The 21,525-nt window shown below is 67.6% G+C and carries 15 protein-coding genes; 8 read left to right on the top strand and 7 right to left on the bottom strand.

Annotated elements, in window-relative coordinates; all coding sequences use genetic code 11:
* Window positions 1-2 precede the first annotated feature (2 nt).
* The 3 genes from HUW53_RS13240 to HUW53_RS13250 form a co-directional block, all read right to left on the bottom strand.
* Complete coding sequence (locus HUW53_RS13240) at window positions 3-1,517, bottom strand: hypothetical protein (protein ID WP_237346243.1); 1,515 nt, start codon at window positions 1,515-1,517, stop codon at window positions 3-5.
* A gap of 293 nt (window positions 1,518-1,810) precedes the next feature.
* Window positions 1,811-2,824, bottom strand: a complete 1,014-nt coding sequence (locus HUW53_RS13245) for a rhamnan synthesis F family protein (RefSeq protein WP_237346244.1) — start codon at window positions 2,822-2,824, stop codon at window positions 1,811-1,813.
* A gap of 5 nt (window positions 2,825-2,829) precedes the next feature.
* Window positions 2,830-3,702 (bottom strand): glycosyltransferase family 2 protein, encoded by an 873-nt coding sequence (locus HUW53_RS13250; RefSeq protein WP_237346245.1) that lies wholly within the window; start codon window positions 3,700-3,702, stop codon window positions 2,830-2,832.
* A gap of 169 nt (window positions 3,703-3,871) precedes the next feature.
* On the opposite strand from HUW53_RS13250, the gene HUW53_RS13255 reads away from it, so the two are divergent.
* Together HUW53_RS13255 and HUW53_RS13260 are read left to right on the top strand one after the other, a co-directional pair.
* On the top strand, window positions 3,872-5,164 hold the full coding sequence (locus HUW53_RS13255) for a hypothetical protein (protein WP_237346246.1): 1,293 nt from the start codon (window positions 3,872-3,874) through the stop codon (window positions 5,162-5,164).
* Between the two features lie 7 nt (window positions 5,165-5,171).
* Complete coding sequence (locus HUW53_RS13260) at window positions 5,172-5,762, top strand: protein-S-isoprenylcysteine O-methyltransferase (RefSeq protein WP_237346247.1); 591 nt, start codon at window positions 5,172-5,174, stop codon at window positions 5,760-5,762.
* 314 nt (window positions 5,763-6,076) lie between these two features.
* Here HUW53_RS13260 and HUW53_RS13265 read toward each other — a convergent pair whose 3' ends face one another.
* Entirely contained in the window at window positions 6,077-6,400 is a 324-nt protein-coding gene (locus HUW53_RS13265) for an exodeoxyribonuclease VII small subunit (protein WP_237346248.1), read from the bottom strand.
* A gap of 152 nt (window positions 6,401-6,552) precedes the next feature.
* On the opposite strand from HUW53_RS13265, the gene HUW53_RS13270 reads away from it, so the two are divergent.
* From HUW53_RS13270 to pepN, 4 genes are all read left to right on the top strand, one after another.
* Window positions 6,553-7,713, top strand: a complete 1,161-nt coding sequence (locus HUW53_RS13270; protein WP_237346249.1) for an ATP phosphoribosyltransferase regulatory subunit — start codon at window positions 6,553-6,555, stop codon at window positions 7,711-7,713.
* Window positions 7,710-8,693, top strand: a complete 984-nt coding sequence (gene hisG / locus HUW53_RS13275; protein WP_237346250.1) for an ATP phosphoribosyltransferase — start codon at window positions 7,710-7,712, stop codon at window positions 8,691-8,693. The genes HUW53_RS13270 and hisG overlap by 4 nt, the downstream gene beginning before the upstream one ends.
* Before the next feature lie 258 nt (window positions 8,694-8,951).
* Window positions 8,952-9,740 carry a sulfite exporter TauE/SafE family protein gene (locus HUW53_RS13280; RefSeq protein ID WP_237346251.1) on the top strand — a complete coding sequence of 263 codons (789 nt, stop codon included), beginning with the start codon at window positions 8,952-8,954 and terminating at the stop codon, window positions 9,738-9,740.
* Between the two features lie 124 nt (window positions 9,741-9,864).
* Window positions 9,865-12,495, top strand: coding sequence for an aminopeptidase N (pepN, locus tag HUW53_RS13285; RefSeq protein ID WP_237346252.1), 2,631 nt, complete (start codon window positions 9,865-9,867; stop codon window positions 12,493-12,495).
* Window positions 12,496-12,683: 188 nt separating this feature from the next.
* On the opposite strand, the gene fae is transcribed toward pepN, so the two are convergent.
* A complete protein-coding gene (fae, locus tag HUW53_RS13290; protein WP_237346253.1) occupies window positions 12,684-13,223 on the bottom strand; it encodes a formaldehyde-activating enzyme in 540 nt (179 codons plus the stop codon).
* A gap of 398 nt (window positions 13,224-13,621) precedes the next feature.
* Between fae and HUW53_RS13295 the strand changes: the two genes are divergently transcribed.
* Together HUW53_RS13295 and HUW53_RS13300 are read left to right on the top strand one after the other, a co-directional pair.
* Window positions 13,622-15,952 carry a sensor histidine kinase gene (locus tag HUW53_RS13295; RefSeq protein ID WP_237346254.1) on the top strand — a complete coding sequence of 777 codons (2,331 nt, stop codon included), beginning with the start codon at window positions 13,622-13,624 and terminating at the stop codon, window positions 15,950-15,952.
* Window positions 15,953-15,989: 37 nt separating this feature from the next.
* Complete coding sequence (locus HUW53_RS13300) at window positions 15,990-17,669, top strand: serine hydrolase (protein ID WP_237346255.1); 1,680 nt, start codon at window positions 15,990-15,992, stop codon at window positions 17,667-17,669.
* Window positions 17,670-17,696: 27 nt separating this feature from the next.
* Here HUW53_RS13300 and HUW53_RS13305 read toward each other — a convergent pair whose 3' ends face one another.
* A complete protein-coding gene (locus HUW53_RS13305) occupies window positions 17,697-18,593 on the bottom strand; it encodes a universal stress protein (protein WP_237346256.1) in 897 nt (298 codons plus the stop codon).
* Window positions 18,594-18,638: 45 nt separating this feature from the next.
* Window positions 18,639-21,389 carry an HAD-IC family P-type ATPase gene (locus HUW53_RS13310; RefSeq protein ID WP_237346257.1) on the bottom strand — a complete coding sequence of 917 codons (2,751 nt, stop codon included), beginning with the start codon at window positions 21,387-21,389 and terminating at the stop codon, window positions 18,639-18,641.
* Between the last annotated feature and the right edge of the window lie 136 nt (window positions 21,390-21,525).

Below are 21,525 nucleotides of genomic sequence, written 5' to 3' on the forward strand. Positions count from 1 at the left end.
CGTCAGACGCCCGGCAGGAGTTTCGAGATCTGCCGCTGGATCTGCCACTTGAAGCCGGAGGGCAGATGCGCCCCCGGTTTCATGTGGCCGGTGAGATACTGCCAGGGCGCGATGAAATCTTCATCGGCGGCGAGTTCCGACACCTTCAGCTTACGGCCATCGGCAAGACGGCGATCAAGCTGGATGCCCAGGGTGGGGCGCACATGGCCGAGGCGAATGGATCGCTCCACCAGCTCCGGCGAGACCGCGCCATCGTCCACCGCCTGGAACAGAGCCTCGAACCAGACCCAGCCCAGCGGATTGTTGTGCGACACCCAGGGCTGATGAATCATGTCCGTATAATGGATCAGGCTGGTGACGCCGGGCTCGTAATATTCAAGATCGTTCCAGACGTGGGAAATCCTGCGCTCCGGCGGACGATTGTTCACCACCATCTCTTCCATGAGAGTCTTGTAAGTGAACTGGCCCCGATCCAGCCGGTCGATGATGTCGCCGATCTCCCACTTGAGGCGGCCACAATTGAGCAGCATCACCGAATTCTGCGCCACCCGGGCGGAGCCGGGGCGGAGCTTCACCGTAAGCACGTCGAAGTCGTCGTCCGGTACCGCCCAGAAGTTCCGGATGTCCTTGAACACCTGCATGTCGGAATCAACATAGGCGCCATAACCCTCATAGCCGCAGAGCTGCGGAATGAGGAAGCGCTGGAACGAGAACGGCGTCCCGCCCCGGTTCTTGGGGTCCTTGGCCTGGGGAATGGGGATGTTGGCGTCGGCGAGCGAAATCACATCCACGGCGATGGAGGAATAACGCTGGATGGAATCGGCCAGCACCGCCACCGCGAGCTCCTGCTCCGGCTCGGCGCCCACGAACACCTTCACCGGCGACTGGATGCCCAGCGGGTGCAGCCGCGCCTTGGTGCGGTAGAGGATCTGCGCGAACTTCTCGAACTGGATATCGAAGCTCTGCTGCGCGTTGGACAGCTTGGTGCTACCCTCCAGATCCTTGAAGGTGCTGGCATAAGCCGTCCCGCCATCGACGCCGATGGTATAGATATCCTTCTCGCCCGCCAGCGCGAGCAGGCCGAGCGCGGCTTCGGCGCTGAAATAGGAGAGCGGCACCACCGGCCCCTCACCCCGGCGCTGGCTCTCGGGCGCGGTCTCGGCATCATAGGTGAGAAGGCGGCCTTCCTTCTCCAGCTTGGCGAGGATGGGCACCTCGCTCACATAGTCCGCGAGGGTTTTCTCCCGTGGGCGGAAGTCCTTGTGGGGGATCCAGGGCACCACCAGGAAACGCGCATTGGCGTCGATGGCGTCGGCGCAGTCGGCAACCACGTCGATATCCACCGCATGGGCGAGCATCACCTTGCGGTCGCGAACCACATGGTTCAGCGCGAACAGGTGGTACTTTTCAGGGCCGTAGGTCCCGATATTCCCATAGGTCGGCCCCTTGCCGACGATGAGCCAGGGCTTGGCCCGGCGCTCCTCGAAACGGTCGAACCACTGAAAGAAGTTCTGCACAGCTCGATTCCCTGCGTGCTGCCCGACACGGCTTCCAACACGGAAACCATGGGGCGGCGAAACGTGCACGGAACCCGTCGGCGGCGGGTTGTCACCTGAGCGTGAGCACCCGATCTGACGGTTTCGCGCGGCGATCCGCACCAAATCCCAGGGCGCCTCCGCCCATCCTCGACGGCACCGGGGCCTGCCGTCAGGTAGCGCCAGCATAGCGAAGGCATCGCCGATTGGGAAACGGCTCAGGCGGTCCAAAATGCCGCTGCCCCCGCCCGTCCACAGCCGGCCCCGGCGCAACCTCAATCCACCAGCAGTGCCGCCGCCGGCTGGCCGTACGACCCAAGGTGCAATTCCACCTCTGCGATATCGAAGCCGAAGCCGCCGAGCGCGCCACGCCAGCCGGAAAGGTCGATCTTGTAGGGATTCTCGCGCAGCAGCTGAACCTTCACAAAGGGCAGTCCCGCCTCCACCAGGGCACGCCAGTGGGTCAGGCTGGCATTGCCGGCCCCGTCCTGGAGCGCCAACACCTCCACCGTGGCGCCGCCGGCCTCCAGCGCCGCTTCCAGCGGCACTTCATAGGCGCGGATCACCGCATTCTTGTCGGCCAGGGCGCGCACGCCAGCGAAAAAGGCGCGGGTCGCGGGTCGCGCCAGGGCCGCCTGTTTCAACACGAAGAAATAGCTTTGGACATGGGGAGCGAAGAGAGCCGACGCGGTGGCCGCCACCACCTCGGCGCGGGACGCCGCGATGCGCGCGGCGAAGGCTGGAAACAGGCCGGGCGCGTGGTAGACGCTGTCATTGGCGAACCACAGGGCTTCGCAGTCCCAAAGCCGCGGCCACAGGCGCAGCACGCTCGCCCAGGCGGCGAAATCATAGCCATGGTTTTCCCGCACCACCACGGCATCGGCCACCTCCGGCCCCGGATCGAGGCAACGCAAATCCGCCCGGTCGGTGGTGGCGATCAAAACCACTCGGCAACCGCTGGCGCGCAGGCTGCGCCCATAGCTGAGGAGATGGGGCCAGAAGCGACCATCGGGCGAGAAGCTCACCAACAGGCAGACCGGTCCGCCGCCATCGGGAAGCGACCGCAACACCGCGAGGCGCTGCGCCTCCACGTCCGTGTCCTCGACCCCGCCCACCACCGCCGAGGCGCCTCCGGCATGCAGCAGCGACAAGGCCTTGCGCAAATTGTGCGCGGGATCGCGCCGGGCCAGCAGCTTCGCCGCAGCGGTCACGAGATGACGCGCCACCCGCGGGCGATCGATCCCCTCCTGAGCGGGGGCGGCCGGCGGATCGGACGGGTTCGCGGTCATGGCCTTCACCTTCCCGTTGGAGCGGGCAGAGCGTCGAACAGACCGCGCAGCTTGCCGGCCCGCACCGCCACCCGGTGGGGATCGAGCAGGAGGCCCGCCAGCAGGCATCCGGCCAAAAGTTTCAGTGCCGTCGCAGTCCGAGAGCGCTCGCGGCGGTATTTGTCCCGCACATAGCGCTCGGACTGCTGCTTGAAACGGTTGATGGCGAAGGTCTGGGCAAAGCTGGGGGTCGACGACCCCCCGCCCGCGTGCACCGCCCGTGCCCCGGTCACCACCACGATGGGCATGTTCCGGGCGCGGGCACGCAGGGAGAGATCATCATCCTCGTGGTACAGGAAGATGGCTTCGTCGAACCCGCCCAGAGCCAGGAAGGCGTCGCGCTTCACCATGAAGGCCGCGCCATGGACGAAGCCGGTGCAATAATCGCCGGCGATCTCCTGCGCGTTCAGGCGGGCCCGACGCGGCACCTTGTCAAAAATGGTGCCCTCCTTGCGCATCCGCCGCCCGTCCTCGCCCATGATGGCCGGCATCAGGATGGCATCGTCGCCATAGGCGCGGGCGGCGGCGAACAGCGCATCCACCGCATCGCCCGCCAGAACGGCGTCGGGATTGAGAAACATGACGTAAGGGGTCTGCGCCCGGCGGGCACCCGCATTGCAGGCGGTACCGAAGCCGGCGTTGCGCCCCATGGGGACCACATCCGCCGGCCGCGACAGGCTCTCGCGCCAGGGCGTGCCTTCAGGACTCGCATTGTCCACGATGATGACGGCGCAGTCATCCGGCACGCTTGCCACCGCGCGGGCAATCACGGCACCGCTGTTGTAGGTCACGAACACCACCGTCAGGCGCGGCGTGGCGACAAGGGATGTGGCGGACAAGGGCGGCCTCGGCTTCCGGCGGCGCCGTCTCCCGCCCCGGGGAACGTGCCGGCCGCGCCTTTCCTGCCCTTCCCCGGCCGCGAAGACAAGCCCTCGGCACGGCACGCTCCGACCGGGCCAGCCGGCTGGCGGCTTAACAAAACGTGAAAATCCTCTAGAAGGCGCGACCATGCGGGACAGTTCCAGCGGGCGCGCGATGCGTCGTCATGTCTTTTTCGCGGCGGGCTACCACCCCATGACCGTCGCGGATCATTTCCGGGTGTTCGGCCGCGAGCTGAAGCGGTTCGGCTCGGTGTGGTCGGTCGATGCGAACGTGCTCGACGATGCGCCGCAGCCCACCCCCACCGGCGCCCTCTGGCGCGCCCGCGCCGCCGGACCGGGCTGGGAGACCCGCGCGACCTTCGAGATTCTCGCCTGGGACGACCTCGCCGCCGCCGACATGCAGCGGTCCCCCTGGTCCCATCTGAAAGGCCAGATCAACGCCGTGGCGGACATGATCGCGAGCGGCACCCTGGCGCGCTATTTCCGCGCCAGCCGACGTTACGGTCTGTTCTTCCTCTTCACCTATCTGCTGCTGGCGACCCTGTGGATCATCGCCGCCAGCCTCGGCACAGCGGCCGGGCTCTGGCTTGGTCCCGTCATCGGCGGGCTTGGTGCCGGCATCGCCGGAGTCCTCATCGCCACGGCCTGCAGCTTCGCGCTGATGCGCTGGCCGGGGCGGCGACTGCATTTGAAGCAGTCCCTCGACCTAGCTGAATTTTCCGTGGATTTCGCCCATGGCCGCCATCCCGAAGTGGACGCGCGGGTTGCCGCCTTCGCCCGCCGCATCGCCGCGGTGGAGGCCCAGGCCCGGGCGGGCGGAGATGTGGACGAAATCGTGGTCGCCGGCCACAGCCTCGGCGCCATGCATATGATCTGCGCCCTCGCCCAGGCGCTCGATCTCGATCCCGCATTCGGGCACACGGTGCCGGTGCGGCTCCTCACCCTGGGCAGCACCACCGCCAAGTTCGCCCTGCACCCGGCCGGCGCGCGGCTGCGCGCGGCGGCCGGGCGGGTGGCGGCGGCGCCCGCCATCGGCTGGCTGGAAATCCAGTCGCGGGACGATATCGTCAGCTTCTACAAGGTGAATCCCGTCACCCTCGGCCCCGCCGAGATCGTGGATCGCAAGTTGAAGCGCGGGGATTATTCCCATCGCCCCTTGGTCCGGCATGCCGCCATCCGCGACATGATTACCCCCGCCACCTACCGCCGCTTCAGCCTGGATGTGATGCGACTGCACTGCCAGTGCTTCCTTGCGGGCGACAAGCGGGCAGCCCACGACTTCTATGCTTATGTCTGCGGCCCGCTGCCTTTCGATGCGCTGGCTGCGGACACCGGCGGCCTTCTGTCCTATGTGGACGAGAGCGGCCGGCTGAAGCCCCGGCCTGCGGGCACGAGCGCGCCTGCCCCCTCCAACCGTTGAGAGTGCGATGACCCTGCTCGCCTTTTCCAAGATCGCCTGGGCCATCGGCGTGGTGGCCTGGTATGTGCTGCGGATCCCGTTCGAGCGCAAGGCGCGCCGTATGAAGGTTAGTGATGCCCGCCATCGCAACCTGCGCGACATGACATTGCTCACCATCTCCACTCTGGGACTTGGGGTGACGCCGACCCTCTACGCCCTCACCGGCCTGCCGCGCTTTGCCTCCTACCCCATCACTGTCATTCAGGTGGTGGCGGGCATCCTGGTGTTCCTGTTCGCCTTGTGGCTGTTCTGGCGCACCCACAAGGCCATTGGAAAATATTGGTCTGTGACCTTGGAGATCAAGGAAAAGCATGAGCTCGTCACCACCGGCATCTATGCCCAGGTGCGGCATCCCATGTACTCGGCTTTTTTCCTGTGGGGACTGGCGCAGGCGCTGCTTCTGCCGAACTGGATCGCGGGTCCGGCCGGGTTGATCGGCTTCGGCATCCTGTTCTTCTTCCGTGTGGGACGGGAGGAACAGATGATGCGCGAGGCCTTCGGCGCCGCATATGATGCCTATGTGCGCCGCACGAAGCGAGTCATCCCCGGCATCTATTGACGCGCGCCCCCAGGGAACGAAGGGCGAAGCGGAACTGTCAGCGATTCGGTCCCGCTGCGTTCCCGGTTTTGCCCGCTCCGGTCCCGTTTCGGGACAGGAGCGACCGCGCCGCGACACGGAACCGGAACATCCCGACTGACCTGATTCGCTCCCGCTTCGTTCCGCATTCGCCCCCGTGGCGGACGGAGCCTGTGCCATTGCGATACAGCCCCGCCGCGCCGCGAACAAAAATAGAACGAAAGCGGCGAAGCGATTCGATCACGTCCCGTTCCCGAGACCCTCCACTCCTGTGCCGGAATGGGACAGGCCGCGCCTCAAACCTCCGGATCGAGGGGCATCAGGCCGGCGGGCTGGCCTTCCGCATCACGGGTGATGGTCTCGACGCGCGCTTCCGCCTGCTTGAGCAGCGCCTCGCAGCGGGCCTTCAGGGCCTCGCCGCGCTCGTAGATGGCGATGGATTCCTCTAGCGGCACATTGCCCTTTTCCAGGCTGGCAACGATGGATTCGAGCTGCGCCAACGCCTGCTCGAAGCTGAGGGAAGGCACATCCGCCGTGTTCGCCGCACTTGCCGCACTTGCCGCGTCCGCGGCCCCTTCCTTGGTACCGCGCCCCGAGCCGCGCGGGTTCAAACCAACCATGGCCGTCTCCTTGTGATTCCGTCGCGCCCAGCATAGCCGAGCGAAGACGCGCCCATGAAGCCGCGGAAACGGGCAGCCTCAAGGCGTCTCGAGGGGTGGCCCAACCGCGGCCCCTTTGCTAGAAGCGCGGCATTCAGATGGAAAGTCGAACCATGTCCGCCGCGGCGCCCGCGTCCCTCACCGTGCACGACCCCCGCATTCTCGAAGAGGCCCTCATCGCCCGCTTCGACGCGGCCGGCTATGTGCGCCTCGACCCGCCGATCCTCCAGCCCGCCGACGTGTTCCTGGACCTGTCGGGCGAGAGCATCCGTCGCAGCATGTTCCTGACGGCGGACGCGGAAGGCCACGAACTGTGCCTGAGGCCCGACCTGACCATCCCGGTGGCCCGCGCGGTCCTCGGCGATCAATTGCCGCTGCCGGCGGCGGTGAGCTATCTCGGCCCGGTGTTCCGGTTCCGCGGAGAGGGCTCCGGCGAGTTCCGACAGGCCGGGGTCGAATCCTTCGGCCGCACCGATATCGAGGCCACCGATGCGGAAATCCTCGCGTTGGGCCTCGACGTCTGTACGCTCTACGGCGTGGAGCAGCCCGAGATCCGGCTTGGCGATGTCGGCCTGTTCGCGGCGCTGCTCGACGCACTGCCGCTGGCCCCCGCCCTGCGCCGGCGGCTGCTGAAGGATTTCGGCCAAGGCCGGCTGGGCGCCGATTTCTCGCGCCCCCTGGCCGATGGGCCGGCGACGGCCCATTCCGGCGTGCTCAACGCGCTGGCCGGTGCCGACCCGGAAGCGGCGCGGGCGCTTATCACCGACCTTCTGTCCATCGCCGGCATTTCCACCGTGGGCGGACGCACGGTGTCGGAGATCGCCGAACGCTTCCTGGAACAAGCCTCGCTGGAGGCCGGCGGCCTTTCCGCCGAGACTGCGGCCATCCTGGCGCGGTACCTTGCCATCACCGGCCAGCCCGATGCCGCCTCCGCCGACATGCGGGCGCTCTCGCGTGACGCGGGCATTGCCCTTGATCGGGCGCTCGACCTGTTCGACCGGCGCACCGGCTTCCTCACCGCCCACGACGTGAACCTCGCCGACGTGCGTTTCTCCACCGCCTTCGGCCGGCCGCTGGATTATTACAGCGGCATGGTGTTCGAGCTGCACGACCCGGCCGGCCGCGCCGCCGGCGCGCTGGTGGCGGGCGGGCGCTACGATCGGCTGCTGCCGCGCCTCGGGGCGTCGTCCGAGGTAACCGGGGTCGGCCTTGCCGCCTGGGTGGACCGCCTCGCCGCTCTCGACGCCTTCACCTTCAGCGGGACCATCCGATGACCGCCTCCAGCCCGCTCATCCTCGCCGTGCCCTCCAAGGGGCGACTGCAGGAGAATGTCCACGCCTTCTTCGCCCGCGCCGGGATGCCACTGACCCAGGCCCGAGGCGCCCGCGACTATCGCGGCGCCCTGGCAGGCGTGGACAATGTGGAGGTCGCCTATCTCTCGGCCTCCGAGATTGCCGCCGCGCTCGCCTCCGGCACCGCCCATCTCGGCGTGACCGGCGAGGATCTGGTGCGCGAGAACATCCTCGATGCGGACGCCCGCGTCGCGCTGCTCGAAAAGCTGGGCTTTGGCTATGCCAACGTCGTTGTCGCGGTGCCCCAGGCCTGGATCGACGTGCGCACCATGGACGATCTCGACGATGTCGCCACCCATTTCCATGGCCGCACCGGCCGACGGATCCGGGTCGCGACCAAATATGTGAACCTCACGCGCGGCTTCTTCGCCCGTTACGGCATCGTCGATTACCGCATCGTGGAGAGCGCCGGCGCCACCGAGGGCACCCCCGCCGCTGGAACCGCCGAGCTGATCGTGGACATCACCACCACCGGCACCACCCTGGCCGCCAACGGCCTCAAGGTGGTGGACGACGGCATCATCCTGAAATCGGAAGCCAATCTGGTCGCCTCTCTCACCGCCCCCTGGAGCACGGAGGCGCGCGCGGCCGCCCGCTCCATGTTCGACCGGCTGGGCGCGGAAAAGCGCGCCCGCACCAAGCGCGAGGTGCGCACCCGCTTCGCCAGCTGCGATGCCTCGCTGGTGGACGAGGCGGTGGCGCGGTTCCGCTGCGTGGCGCCATTCGGCGGGCCGACCTCCTCCGGCATGCTCACCCTGCACTGCCCGCCCGATACCCTGCACGACCTCGCCACTTTCCTGCGCGCGCGCGGCGCCGGCATGGTGACGGTGGCGCCCATCGAATACGTGTTCGCCTCCGACAATCCCCTGTTCGCGACGCTGGAAGAGCGCCTCGGCGGCTGAGCCCCGCGCTTCAGGCAACATTCGACCGAACGACGTGGGGCCGCCTTCCCCAGGGCGGCGCCACGTTCGTTTCCGCGCGCTCAAGTCCCTGCCCTCAGTACGCAATTCTAAATCTAAATATATTTACGCAAATACAGCTCATGACTAATATTATTTCGGCGCGATGTCCTGTATACGGTCATATATTGCTATTCTGATAGACTGTATTTGAGAAATGAAACATATATATGGAGCAGATATACAGGTGTCGTTACCCCGATGCACACCGCTCCTCGCCCTTTTTTTGCCTTTTCGACCGGCGGCGCCATTGGCGCCCTGGGAGGTTTGATCGGTCTTGGCGGGGCCGAATTCCGTCTGCCGCTGCTCATCGGCACATTCCGGTTCGGGGCCCTGGATGCGGTCATCGTCAACAAGGCGGTGAGCCTGGTGGTGGTGGCATCCGCGTTGCCTTTCCGCATGGGCACAGTGCCGCTGGCGGACCTTGCCACGCAATGGAACGTAGTTCTGAACCTCTTGGCCGGCAGCCTGCTCGGGGCATGGTTCGGCGCCGGCTGGGCGACCCACCTCGCCTCACGCACCTTCTTCCACCTGATCGCCGCTCTGCTGGCGCTGATCGCCCTGGTGCTGGTGACCCTGCACCATCCGGCCGCCGCCACCCCGTTGCTGACCGGGACGGCGCAGATGGTGGCCGGAGTGGCGGCGGGCTTCGCCATCGGCATCGTCGCCGCGCTGCTGGGGGTCGCGGGCGGCGAATTGCTCATTCCCACCCTGGTGCTGCTGTTCGGGGTGGACATCAAGCTCGCGGGCAGTCTGGCGCTGGTCATCTCCCTGCCCACCATGCTGGTGGGCTTCGCCCGCTACAGCCGCCACAAGGCGTTCAGCGTGCTGGCGGAAAACAAGGGATTTCTGGCCTTCATGGCCCTGGGCTCCGTGGTCGGCACCTTTGTGGGCAGCCGGCTGCTGGGGCTTGTGCCATCGGCCATGCTGATGCCGCTTCTGGCCCTGGTGCTGGTCTGGTCGGCGGTGAAGCTCTGGCGCCACGACTGAACCTGCATCCGGCGATGCGGCTTTTCTCCGCCACGATCGCGCACTAGTCTCACGGCTGAAGCGCACCGCGGGTTGCGCCCCGCGCATCCGCCCACGCCCCCGGTGCCCACAGGAGCGACCTTCCATGCGTGATGCCGAGCCGCAGCCCATCCGCCTTGCCGATTATCGCCCACCCGAATGGCTGGTGGACAAGGTGGACCTCGATTTCGCGCTCCATCCCACCCAGGCCCGCGTCACCGCCCGCCTGGCGCTGCGGCGCAACCCGAAGGGCACCCAAGGCGCGCCCGTGATCCTCGATGGCGACGGCCTGACCCTGGTGCGGCTCGCCATTGACGGCGCCCCCCTCGCCGGCTCCAGCTTCGAGGCCGGGCCCGACCGGCTCACCCTCGCCCATCCACCGGCGGACAGCTTCACGCTGGAGATCGAGACCCTGGTGGACCCCACCGCCAACACCCAGCTCATGGGGCTTTACCGTTCGTCCGGCAATTACTGCACCCAGTGCGAGCCGGAAGGCTTCCGCCGCATCACCTACTTCCCCGATCGGCCGGACGTGCTCGCCGTCTATACCACCCGCATCGAGGCCGAGCGGGAGGAGGCGCCGATCCTGCTCTCCAATGGCAATCTGGTGGAGAGCGGCCCGCTCCCGGGCACCACGCGCCATTACGCGGTGTGGCAGGACCCCTGGCCGAAGCCGTCCTATCTGTTTGCGCTGGTTGGGGGAAAGCTCGCCAAGGTGGCGGACCGCTTCGTCACCGCCTCCGGCCGCGAGGTCGAACTCGGCATCTATGTGGAGGAGGGCAAGGCGGAGCGCGCCGGCTATGCCATGGACGCGCTGAAGCGCTCCATGCGCTGGGACGAGACCGCGTTTGGCCGGGAATATGACCTCGACGTGTTCAACATCGTCGCCGTGTCCGATTTCAACATGGGCGCGATGGAGAACAAGGGTCTCAACGTCTTCAACGACAAATATGTCCTCGCCAGCCCGCAGGTCGCCACCGACGCCGATTATTCCGGCATCGAGGGGGTGATCGCCCACGAATACTTCCACAACTGGACCGGCAACCGCATCACCTGCCGCGACTGGTTCCAGCTCTGCCTGAAAGAAGGACTGACGGTCTTCCGTGACCAGGAATTTTCCTCCGACCAGCGCTCGCGCCCGGTGAAGCGCATCGCCGACGTGCGGGCCCTGAAGGCCGCGCAGTTCAGCGAGGATTCAGGCCCGCTCGCCCATCCGGTCCGCCCCCAGAGCTATCGGGAGATCAACAACTTCTACACGGCAACCGTGTACGAAAAGGGCGCCGAGGTGGTGCGCATGTTGAAAACCCTGCTGGGCGAGGCGGGTTTCCGCGCCGGCATGGATCTCTACTTCCAGCGCCACGACGGACAGGCGGCGACCATAGAGGATTTCGCGGCCGCCTTCGCCGACGCCACCGGCCGCGACCTGACCCAATTCTCCCTCTGGTACGAGCAGTCGGGCACGCCCGTCGTCACCGTGAAGGGCAGCTATGACGCCGAGGCCCGCACCTATCGGCTCGACGTCTCGCAAGCGGTGCCGCCCACCCCGGGCCAGCCCACCAAGGCGCCAATGGTGATCCCGCTGGTGGTGGGGCTGGTAGGTCCGAACGGCGACGACCTGCCGCTCACCCTCGGCAACACGGTGGTGGAGCGCGGCGTGCTGGAGCTGACCAAGGCCGAGCAGAGCTTCGTCTTCACCGGCATCGACGCCCGCCCGGTGCCCTCCCTCAACCGCGGCTTCTCCGCCCCGGTGAACGTGGTGAGCGGCCTGACGGCGGACGAGCGCGTGTTCCTCGCGGCCCATGACGCCGACCCCTTCAACCGCTTCGATGCGCTGCAGGGCCTGGCCCTGGGGCTGCTGAAGGAGGGTGCGCGCGCAGGCGCTCCGGTGGCGCCGGAGGCGCTCATCGGCGCGGCGCGGAACATCCTCGCGAACACGGCCCTCGACCCCGCCTTCAAGGCCCAGGCCCTGGCCCTGCCCGGCGAAGGCGAGATCGCCCGTGAGCTTGCCGCCGACGTGGATCCTGACGCCATCTATGCCGCCCGCAAGGCCCTGAAGAGCGCCCTGGGGAACGCGCTGGCGGGTGACCTCGCGCAAACGTATGGCGCGCTTGTCGCCGCCGGACCGTTCACGCCCGACGCCGCCTCCGCGGGCCGGCGATCGCTGCGCAATCTCGCGCTCGACTATCTGGCCGTGACCGCCTCGGCGGAAGGCATCGCCCGCGCGGCGGCGCAGTTCGAGCAAGCGGACAACATGACCGATCGCCTCGCTGCCCTGGCGGTGCTGGTGCAGCACGATGTGCCCGAACGCGAGCGGGCGCTCGCCGCCTTCTATGAGCGGTTCAAGGCGGATGCCCTGGTCATCGACAAGTGGTTCATCCTCCAGGCGCAGATCGCCGCCTCCGATACCCTGGAGCGGGTGAAGGGGCTGATGGCGCATCCCGCCTTCTCCCTCGGCAATCCGAACCGGGTCCGGTCGCTGGTCGGCGCCTTCGCCGCCGGCAACCCGACCCAGTTCAACCGTCCCGACGGCGCCGGCCACGCCTTCGTCGCCGATGTGGTGCTGACCCTCGACCCCAAGAACCCGCAGGTGGCCTCGCGCCTTCTGTCGTCGTTCAAGACCTGGCGGCAACTGGAGCCGGTGCGTCGCGCCAGCGCCGAGGCGGCGCTGCGCCGCGTGGCCGACACCCCCGGCCTGTCGGCGGACGTCTCCGACATCGCCACCCGCGCCCTCGGCTGAGATCCTGGCCGGCCGGAGCCCCCGGCCGGCTCGCATCCGACGAGATGAAAGCTGAGTTGCCCGCTTGCGGGCAGCTCGGGTCCATCGGGACCGCAACCCGTTCCTGGCGCGCGCTCACGCCCTGGCCGGAGCACGCGACGATCGTGTCGCGCCGCGCCGGCACCCTTGGCTGCCGGCGCGGCGAACGCTCAGTATTCCACCACGCCGTCGAGGGCGTAATGCTTCACGCTCTTGCGGTTGGCGATCAGCTCATCGGCTGTCGGCTTGCCCGTCATGGCGCGGGAAATGGCGAGCTTGGTCGCCTCGTAATTGGTGCGGTAGAGGTCCGCCCGGTCGAGGTTCGGATCCTCCGGACAGCGCGGGTCGAGCCACACCATGATGATCATGCACAGTTCATCGGCCTGATCCTTCGGCAGGATGCCCTCGCTCAGGCAGTCGACGATGGCGTCGCCCATGGCGCCCTGCACCACGCCGCCCAGCAGTTCCACATAGGCCGCCGAAGGAATGGTGACCTTGCAGGTCATCATGGTCGCCGGGCGCACCTGCTGGTTCAGGTCACGCACCACGAACATACGCGTGTGCCCGGCGGACTGCCCCATCATGGAGGCGAACGCCTGCCCCGCCGGCCCGCGCACGGAGCCGATCAACACTTCCGGCATGGCATCCGTCGCCTGCCCATCCTTGGCGAGCACCGTGGCCTCGCCGGTCTTGAACCAGATATCCGTCATGTGGTGTCCTCTCGGGCGGTTCCCGGGTTCGTATTTGTAAATTAACATTCGTGAGAAGAAAATTCCCTTTCTTCTGCCAGTACCTGCAGCAAGGCAGGCCCCAACCGCAGCTGTCGGCCGCCTTCAGAGCCCGACTTGTCCCCGTTTTCCCCAGAACGCGCCATCCACATACCCACGTCCCGGCAAGGGGCGGACACGACTCGCGCAACGCCTTTTTTACCCGCCCGATTGTGCGTTTTTTTAACTCTTGACAGGTCCTCCACCCTGGACAAATCACCCCCGATTCGATTCCAATGGTCACGATTCGGAGAGATGCGGCACGTCCCTCCAGATCGAGGACGTGGAAGGCTTGGGCTTAGGCCGCTCAAGGCTTCCGAATGACCCGGAGGAGACCGGCGATGGCACGCGCCAACGCTGCGAGCGTCGGCGCGCGCGACCAAGCCATTCGAGGTCTGGCAAGGTCGATTGCGCGCCCTGCCTACCAGCGCCTGCTCGATGCGGAGCCGGTCCTCAGGAGGATTGTCCCCGCACTTATTGTCACCTTCCTGGTGGTCATCGGCGCTGGCGCCGTGGTGCAGGTGCACAGCCACCGGCTCACGGTGCTGGACAACGCCAAGGACGACCTGGCGCTGCTCGCCCTCGCCACCGCCGAGGGCCTCGCGCAGCAGATGGGCTCGGGGCTTGAAGGCGCCCAGCAAGCGCTCGCCGACAGCCTGCCGCCCCGCGCCACCGATTCCGGCCGCCGCCTCTATGTGACCGACAGAACCGGCCGCATCGTCGCCATGGCGCCGCGCATGACGAAGCCCCCGGCGACCCTCGCCGAGCTGCTGGACCCCGCCCAGCCTTTGGTCATCTTCGCCGAGCATGCCGGCGTGCTCGAAGTCCCCATGTCCGGCAGCGGCACCGACGGCGAGATCATGCTCGCCACCGTCCGCAACCTGAAGGGTCCCCTCGGCCAGATCGTCTATGTGCAGCCCATGGCCCAGGCGCTCGCCGCCTGGTCCGACAGCACCACGCTGACCATCACCCTCTTCACCACCACCGGCGCGGTGCTGCTGATCCTCGGCTTCTCCTTCCATTGGCAGGCCAGCCGCGCGCGTGAGGCGGACCACATCTACGACACCGTGCGCCGGCGCATCGACACCGCCCTCAACCGCGGCCGATGCGGCATGTGGGACTGGGACATGGCCCGTGGGCGCATGTACTGGTCCGACACCATGTTCGAGATCCTGGGGCTGGAGCGCAAGGACGAGCTCATCTCCTTCGGCGACATCGCGCGCCTGGTGCATCCGGACGACGTGGACCTCTACGAGCTGGCGAAGGATCTCGCCGACCGCCCTGGCGCGGCGGTGGATCGCGTGTTCCGCATGCGCACGGCGCGCGGCGATTATGTGTGGCTGCGCATGCGGGCCGAGGTGGTACAGCAGGCGGGCGAGGATGGCCCCCACCTGATCGGCATCGCCATGGATGTCACCGAGGCGCAGCACATGGCCGAACGCACGGTCACCGCCGACATGCGCCTGCGCGACGCCATCGAGAGCATCTCGGAAGCGTTCGTGCTGTGGGACAGCCAGAACCGCCTCGTGCTCTGCAATTCCAAGTTCCAGTCCCTGCACGAACTGCCCGACGCGGCCATCCAGGCCGGCACCCCGTTCGAGGTCATTGCCTCGGAGGGCCGCCACCCGGTCACTCAGACCCCCCTGAAGCCGGAGGACAAGCCGGAGGAAGGCTCGCGCGTCTACGAGGCCCAGCTCTCCAACGGCCGCTGGCTGAAGATCGCCGAGCGCCGCACCAAGGACGGCGGCTATGTGTCGGTGGGCACCGACATCACCACCATGAAGCGTCACGAGGAACGCCTTCTCGACAATGAGAAGCGCCTGATGGCGCTGGTCGCGGACCTGCGCAAATCCCAACAGACCCTGGAGCACCAGGCCCAGCAGCTCGCCGAACTGGCGGAAAAGTATTCGGAAGAGCGCAACAAGGCCGAGGACGCCAACCGCGCCAAGAGCGAATTCCTGGCCAATATGTCCCACGAGCTGAGAACGCCGCTCAACGCCATCATCGGCTTTTCGGAAATCATGGAAAGCGGGATGTTCGGCCCGCTCGGCTCGCCGAAATATTCGGAATACTGCTCCGACATCAAAGGCTCCGGCACCTATCTCCTCGATGTCATCAACGACATCCTCGACATGTCGAAGATCGAGGCCGGGCGCATGCAGCTCGAGGTGGAAGATGTCGCCCTCGACGAGATCATCGCCGACGCCATGCGCGTGACGGCGGTGAACGGCGATGAGAAGGGCATCACCATGACAGTGGCCGCCGGTGAGAAGCTCCACATCAAGGGCGACCGGCGGGCGTTGAAGCAGATCCTCCTGAACCTGCTCTCCAATGCGGTGAAGTTCACGCCCGAGGGCGGGACGATCTCGGTCCGCGCGCGCATCAATGGGGCCGCGGCGGTGGTGGCCATCGAGGACAGCGGCATCGGCATCGCCAAGGACGCGCTGGCCCGCATCGGCCGCCCGTTCGAGCAGGTGGAAAGCCAGTTCACCAAGACCCACAAGGGGTCCGGCCTCGGCCTCGCCATCGCCAAGTCGCTGGTGGAGCTGCATGGCGGGGCCATGCGCATCCGCTCCACCGAGGGCCGGGGCACCGCCGTCATCGTCCGCCTGCCGGTGGAGGGGCGCGCCGCCAATTCAAACGAGACACCGAAGCTCGCTGCGGTCATGTAGTCCGCGCGGCGCGCCACCACGGGATCGCACGATGCTCATGCCTCCGCTCCTCCGCCTGCCCCCCACGACATCCATCCGCTGGCGCGCCCTGCTCTGCGCGGGAGCGTGCGCGGCGGCCGTGCTGTCGCAGCCCGCGCGCGGCGCGGAAACTGGGTTGGCCATCGACCCGAAGCTCCCGCCCTCGGAATCGGTCGCGCTCGGCATTCCCAAGGGACAGCTCGACGCTGCCATCGCCAAGCTCGACGATTTCGCCACCGCCCTCATGAAACGCTCCGGCATTCCGGGCATGTCGGTGGTGGTCGTGCATGACGGAAAGACCGTGTATCTGAAGGGGTTCGGCGTGCGCAAGGTCGGCGCGCCCGAAGCCGTGGACGCCGATACCGTGTTCCAGCTCGCGTCCCTGTCCAAGGCCGTGGGCGCAAGCGTCGTGGCCCATCAGGTGGGGGCGGGGATCGTCACCTGGGACACCCCGGTGAAGACGCTCCTGCCCTGGTTCGCCCTGAAGGACCCGTGGGTCAGCGCGCATGTGACGGTCGCGGATCTCTACACCCACCGTTCCGGCCTGCCGGACCACGGCGGCGACGAGCTGGAAGACATGGGATTTGACCGTCGGCAGATCCTGGAGCGGCTGAAGCTGCTGCCGCTGGCGCCGTTCCGGATCACCTACGCTTACACGAATTTCGGCGTCACCGCCGCCGCCGAGGGCGTCGCCGCCGCCTCGGGCAAGGACTGGGCGACGCTCTCCGACGCCGTGCTCTACAAGCCCCTGGGCATGAGCGCGACCTCGTCGCGGTTCGCCGACTACATGGCCCATGCCAACCGGGCGCTGCCCCATGTGCGCGAGAATGGCGCCTTCGTGGCCAAGTACCAGCGCCAGCCCGATGCCCAGTCACCGGCCGGCGGGGTCAGCTCCTCCGCGCGCGACATGGGGCGCTGGCTCGCCTTCGTGCTCGGCAACGGCACCTTCGAGGGCAAGCAGATCGTGCCCGCGTCGGCGCTGCTGCCGGCGATGACGGCGCAGATCGTGTCCACGCCTTCGCCGATTACCGCCGCGCGACCGGGATTTTATGGCCACGGTTTCGGTGTTTCTATCGCCCCCTCTGGCCGTGTCGTGCTGTCCCATTCCGGCGCCTTCATTCTCGGCGCCGGCACCACATTCGCCATGCTGCCCTCGGAGAAGCTCGGGATCGCCGTGCTGACCAACGCCCAGCCGGTGGGCGCCGCCGAGGCGCTCGCCATGCAGTTCATGGACTATGTGGAATTCGGCACCATCACCCGCGATTGGTTCGACGCCTACAGCCGGCTGATGGCGCCCCTCTATCACCCGTTGGGGACCCTCGCCGGCCTGCCCGTCCCCGCCCAGCCGGCGCCGGCACACCCGCTGGACATCTACGCCGGCACCTACACCAACGCCTATTACGGCCCCGCCACGGTGAAGGTCGAGGGCGACCATCTGGTGTTCAGCATCGGACCGAAGCCGGTGGTGGCCAGCCTCGGCCATTGGAGCGGCGACACCTTCACCTTCGCCCCGGCGGGTGAAAGCGCTCCTCCCGGAAGCCTGTCGGAAGTCACCTTCGCCATCACCGGCAAAACCGCCCCGACCATGACGGCGGCGTCCATGACCGTGGAGTTCTTCAACGAGAACGGTCTTGGAACCTTCACGCGCGAGGTGCCAGCCCGCAAGACCAAGCCCTCGAAAGCCGTACGGCACAAATAGCCCGCGCGGCCGGGCCTCGCGGCGGCGTCACGCCGGGTCGGCCGCCGCCGGGACCACCAGCGCGTCACAGCTCAGCCCGTCGAGCACCGACTTGGCAGTGGAGCCCACCAGCAGCTCCAGCAGCGGCCCGCGCCCTTCGGTCCCGAGCACCACCAGATCGGCCCGGAAGGCGGTCACATAGTGCTGGATGAGCTGCGCCGGATCGCCGCGCTCCACCAGCACATCGACCACATGGCCCGGCGCGATTCCCGCCGCGCCGAGGAACGCTTCCAGATCCCGCGAGGCGAGCTCGCCGAACGCGGCCCGGTACTCCTCCGGATCGCTGAGCAGACCGTCGAGCGGGGGATCGTAGGCGTGGAAGACGTGGAACGGCGTCCGCGGGAAGAAGGCCGCCGTCTTGCGCAGGGCGGCGCGGGAGGAGGCGGACACGTCGGCGGCCACGACAATGCCCGCGTAGGGATGACGCGGGCGCTGCCGCACGATCAGCACCGGCACGCGCGCCCGGCGCAGCACCTTGTCCACCGTTGCGCCGAGCAGGAACCGCCCCAGGATCTCGTCGCGCGCCACCGCGGTGACGATGAGATCACACCCGTGGTCCTCGACTGTCTTCAGGATCAGCTCCACCGGATCGCCCGGCTCCACGATCGCAGTCACCGGAACGGGAGCCCCGTCGAGGTCGTGCTGAAGCGCCTCCGTCACGATCCGGGCGGGCTCTGGCCCGCGTTGCCAGAAGGGCAGATCGCGTTCGCCCGACGCGGCGGACCGGCCGTCGCACGCATCGAGGGCGTGAACCACCACGAGCTCGGAGCCCCATGCCGCCGCCAGCGCCACGGCGCGGTCCAGGGCCCGGTCGCAGCGGGCGCTGAGGTCGGTGGCGAGCAGGATGCGGCGCGGCGGCGCCCCCGGATCGGCCTTTTGCGTCATTTCGCTCTCCCCAAGCTATCCGCTGGCACCGGTGCCACGGGTGCTTCAATCCACCACGCCAAACCGGCGCAGCAGCATTTTCTCACCTTCGAGCACGGCCATGAAAACCACCCCCAGGCCGACGATGCGCATCCCGTCCGCCAACGTCACGGGCGTGGTGCCGAACAACTCGTGCATGGCCGGCACATAAGTGAACGCGAACTGAGCGGCCAGGACCGCCACCAGCGCGAGCAACACGGCCGGTGTTCCGAGCGCGCCATGCCAGGAGAAGGATGTCATGTGCATGAAGCGCACGTTGAACAGATAGAAGATCTCCAGCACCACGATGGTGTTCACCACCAGCGTGCGCGCCGTGGCCAAGTCCCGTCCCTCCCCGAGCGCATAGAAAAACATGCCGAGGGTGCCCACGGCGAGCAGCACCGAGACGAACAGAACGCGCCACAACAGGAACGGCGTCAGCAACGGGGCATCGCTCCGGCGCGGCGGCCGGCCCATCACGCCCGGCTCCGGCGGCTCGAACGCCAGCGCCAGCCCCAGGGTGATGGTGGTGATGAGATTGATCCAGAGGATCTGCACCGCCGACATGGGCATCACGAAGCCGAACAGGATCGCGGCCACCACCGCCAGCACCTCGCCGCCATTGGTGGGCAGCGTCCAGGCGATGACCTTGCGCACATTGTCATAGACCGTGCGGCCCTCGTGCACGGCCGAGACGATGGAAACGAAATTGTCGTCGAGCAGCACCATCTCGGAGGCCTCCTTGGCGGCCTCCGTGCCCTTGACGCCCATGGCGACGCCCACGTCCGCCTGCTTCAGCGCGGGCGCGTCATTGACCCCATCGCCGGTCATGGCCACCACCGCGCCGGTGGAGCGCAACGCCCGCACGATGCGCAGCTTGTGCTCCGGGCTGGTGCGCGCGAACACGCTGGCGCGGGTGGCGAGCGCGACCAACTCGGGGTCGGAGGCCGCATCCACATCGGCGCCGGTGGCCACCTCCAGGTGATCGGCAAGGCCGAGCTTAGCTGCGATAGCGGCGGCGGTGGCGGCATGGTCGCCGGTAATCATCTTCACCGCGATGCCGGCGGAGCGGCATTCGGCGATGGCCGCGATCACCTCCGGCCGGGGCGGATCGATGAAGCCCACGAGCCCGAGGAAGCACAGGTCCGCCACATCCTCGAAGTCGAGCCGTCCGTCCGACGCCGCCTCCGGCAGCATCTTCATGGCGAAGCCGAGAACGCGCTCGCCCTCGCGGGCAGCGCCGGCGACCTCGTCCGCCCAATAGGCGCTATCGAGCCGAGCCACACTGCCCGGTTCGGCCTGCGTGCCGCAACGGGCCAGCAGTGCCTCGGGCGCCCCCTTCACGAACAGCACCGCGCCCCCCTGGGGGCGGCCGTGCCGGCTCGCCATGAAGCGGTGCAGGGCATCGAAGGGAATCTCATCCTGTCGCGGCCATTCGGCGCGCAGGTGATCGGGATCGAGCCCCGCCTTCACCGCGAGCGTCACCAGCGCCCCTTCCATGGGGTCGCCATTCACCGTCCAGCGCCCGCCGGCCGCGGCCAGGGTGGCGTCGTTGCACAGCAGGCCGCAGCGGATGAGTTCCTCCGCCGCCTCCAGGGCCGCCACGTCGTCGTCGGAGCCCAGCGCGGTGAAGCGACCTTCCGGTGCATAGCCCGATCCGCTCGCCTCCAGGCGATGGGTGGCGGTGATGAGCCGGCGGGCGGTCATCTCGTTGCGGGTGAGGGTGCCCGTCTTGTCGGAGCAGATGATGGAGGTGGCGCCCAGCGTCTCCACCGCCGGCAGCCGGCGGATCACCGCGTTCCGCGCCGCCATGCGCCGCACCCCGATGGCCAAAGTGATGGTGATGACCGCCGGCAGGCCCTCGGGAATGGCGCCCACCGCAAGCGCCACCACGGCAATGAGGGCCTCGACCCAATCATAGCCGCGCACCAGCACCGCGAACGCGAACAGCGCCGCCGACGCCAGAAAGGCGATGACCGTGAAGCCCCGCCCGAAGGCGTTGATCTGCCGCAGCAGCGGGGTGGTGAGCGGCTCCACCTTGGCGATCAGCGCGCTGATATGGCCGATCTGGGTCAGGCGGCCGGTCGCCACCGCGATGCCAGCGCCCTGCCCCGCCGCCACCAGCGTGCCGGAAAAGGCCATCGAGGCACGGTCTCCCAAGGCCGCATCGACGGCGACGGGGGCCTCGGCCTTCGAGGCCGTCACCGATTCCCCGGTCAGCATCGCTTCGTCGATGAGCAGGTTGCGGGCCCGCACCAGACGCAGGTCCGCGGGCACCCGGTCGCCCGCCTCCACCAGCACCAGGTCGCCCGGCACCAGCTCCTTCACTGGGATCGTGGTGCGCACGCCGTCGCGCATCACCGCGGCATGGGGGGCGATCATGTCGCGAATGGCGCTCAAGGCCCGCTCCGCCTTGCCCTCCTGGATGAAGCCGACGATCGCATTGACCGTCACCACCGCGACGATCACCACCGCGTCGATGGTGTGGCCGAGCGCCAGGGCCGCCACCGCGGCGGCGAGCAGGAAATAAATGAGCGCGTTGTTGAATTGGGCGAGAAAGCGAAAAATGGGATGGCGTGTGGTCGCCTCAGGCAGCGCATTGGCGCCGTAGACATCAAGACGACGCAACGCCTCGTCGCTGGAGATTCCGGACACCGAGGTTTCAAGCGCCGTTAAAACCTCTGCGTGCGGCAACGCATGCCAAGCATCTGCACCATTTTTATCGGACGCGCGCGCGTCGAAGCGATGGTTTTGATCTGTCACGGCCGCTGCACCCATCCCCGTTGATGAGATCATGAGGTCAGGATGACGCGCCAACCGCGCCCCGTCGCCTGATGTGGATCAAGTTACGTTGCGGAATATCATAGAAGCATCGCTCCGCGCGGGGTAACCCGCCATGGGTGTGCCATGGGTG

The organism is Xanthobacter agilis (assembly GCF_021730435.1).
Taxonomy (GTDB): Bacteria; Pseudomonadota; Alphaproteobacteria; order Rhizobiales; family Xanthobacteraceae; genus Xanthobacter; species Xanthobacter agilis.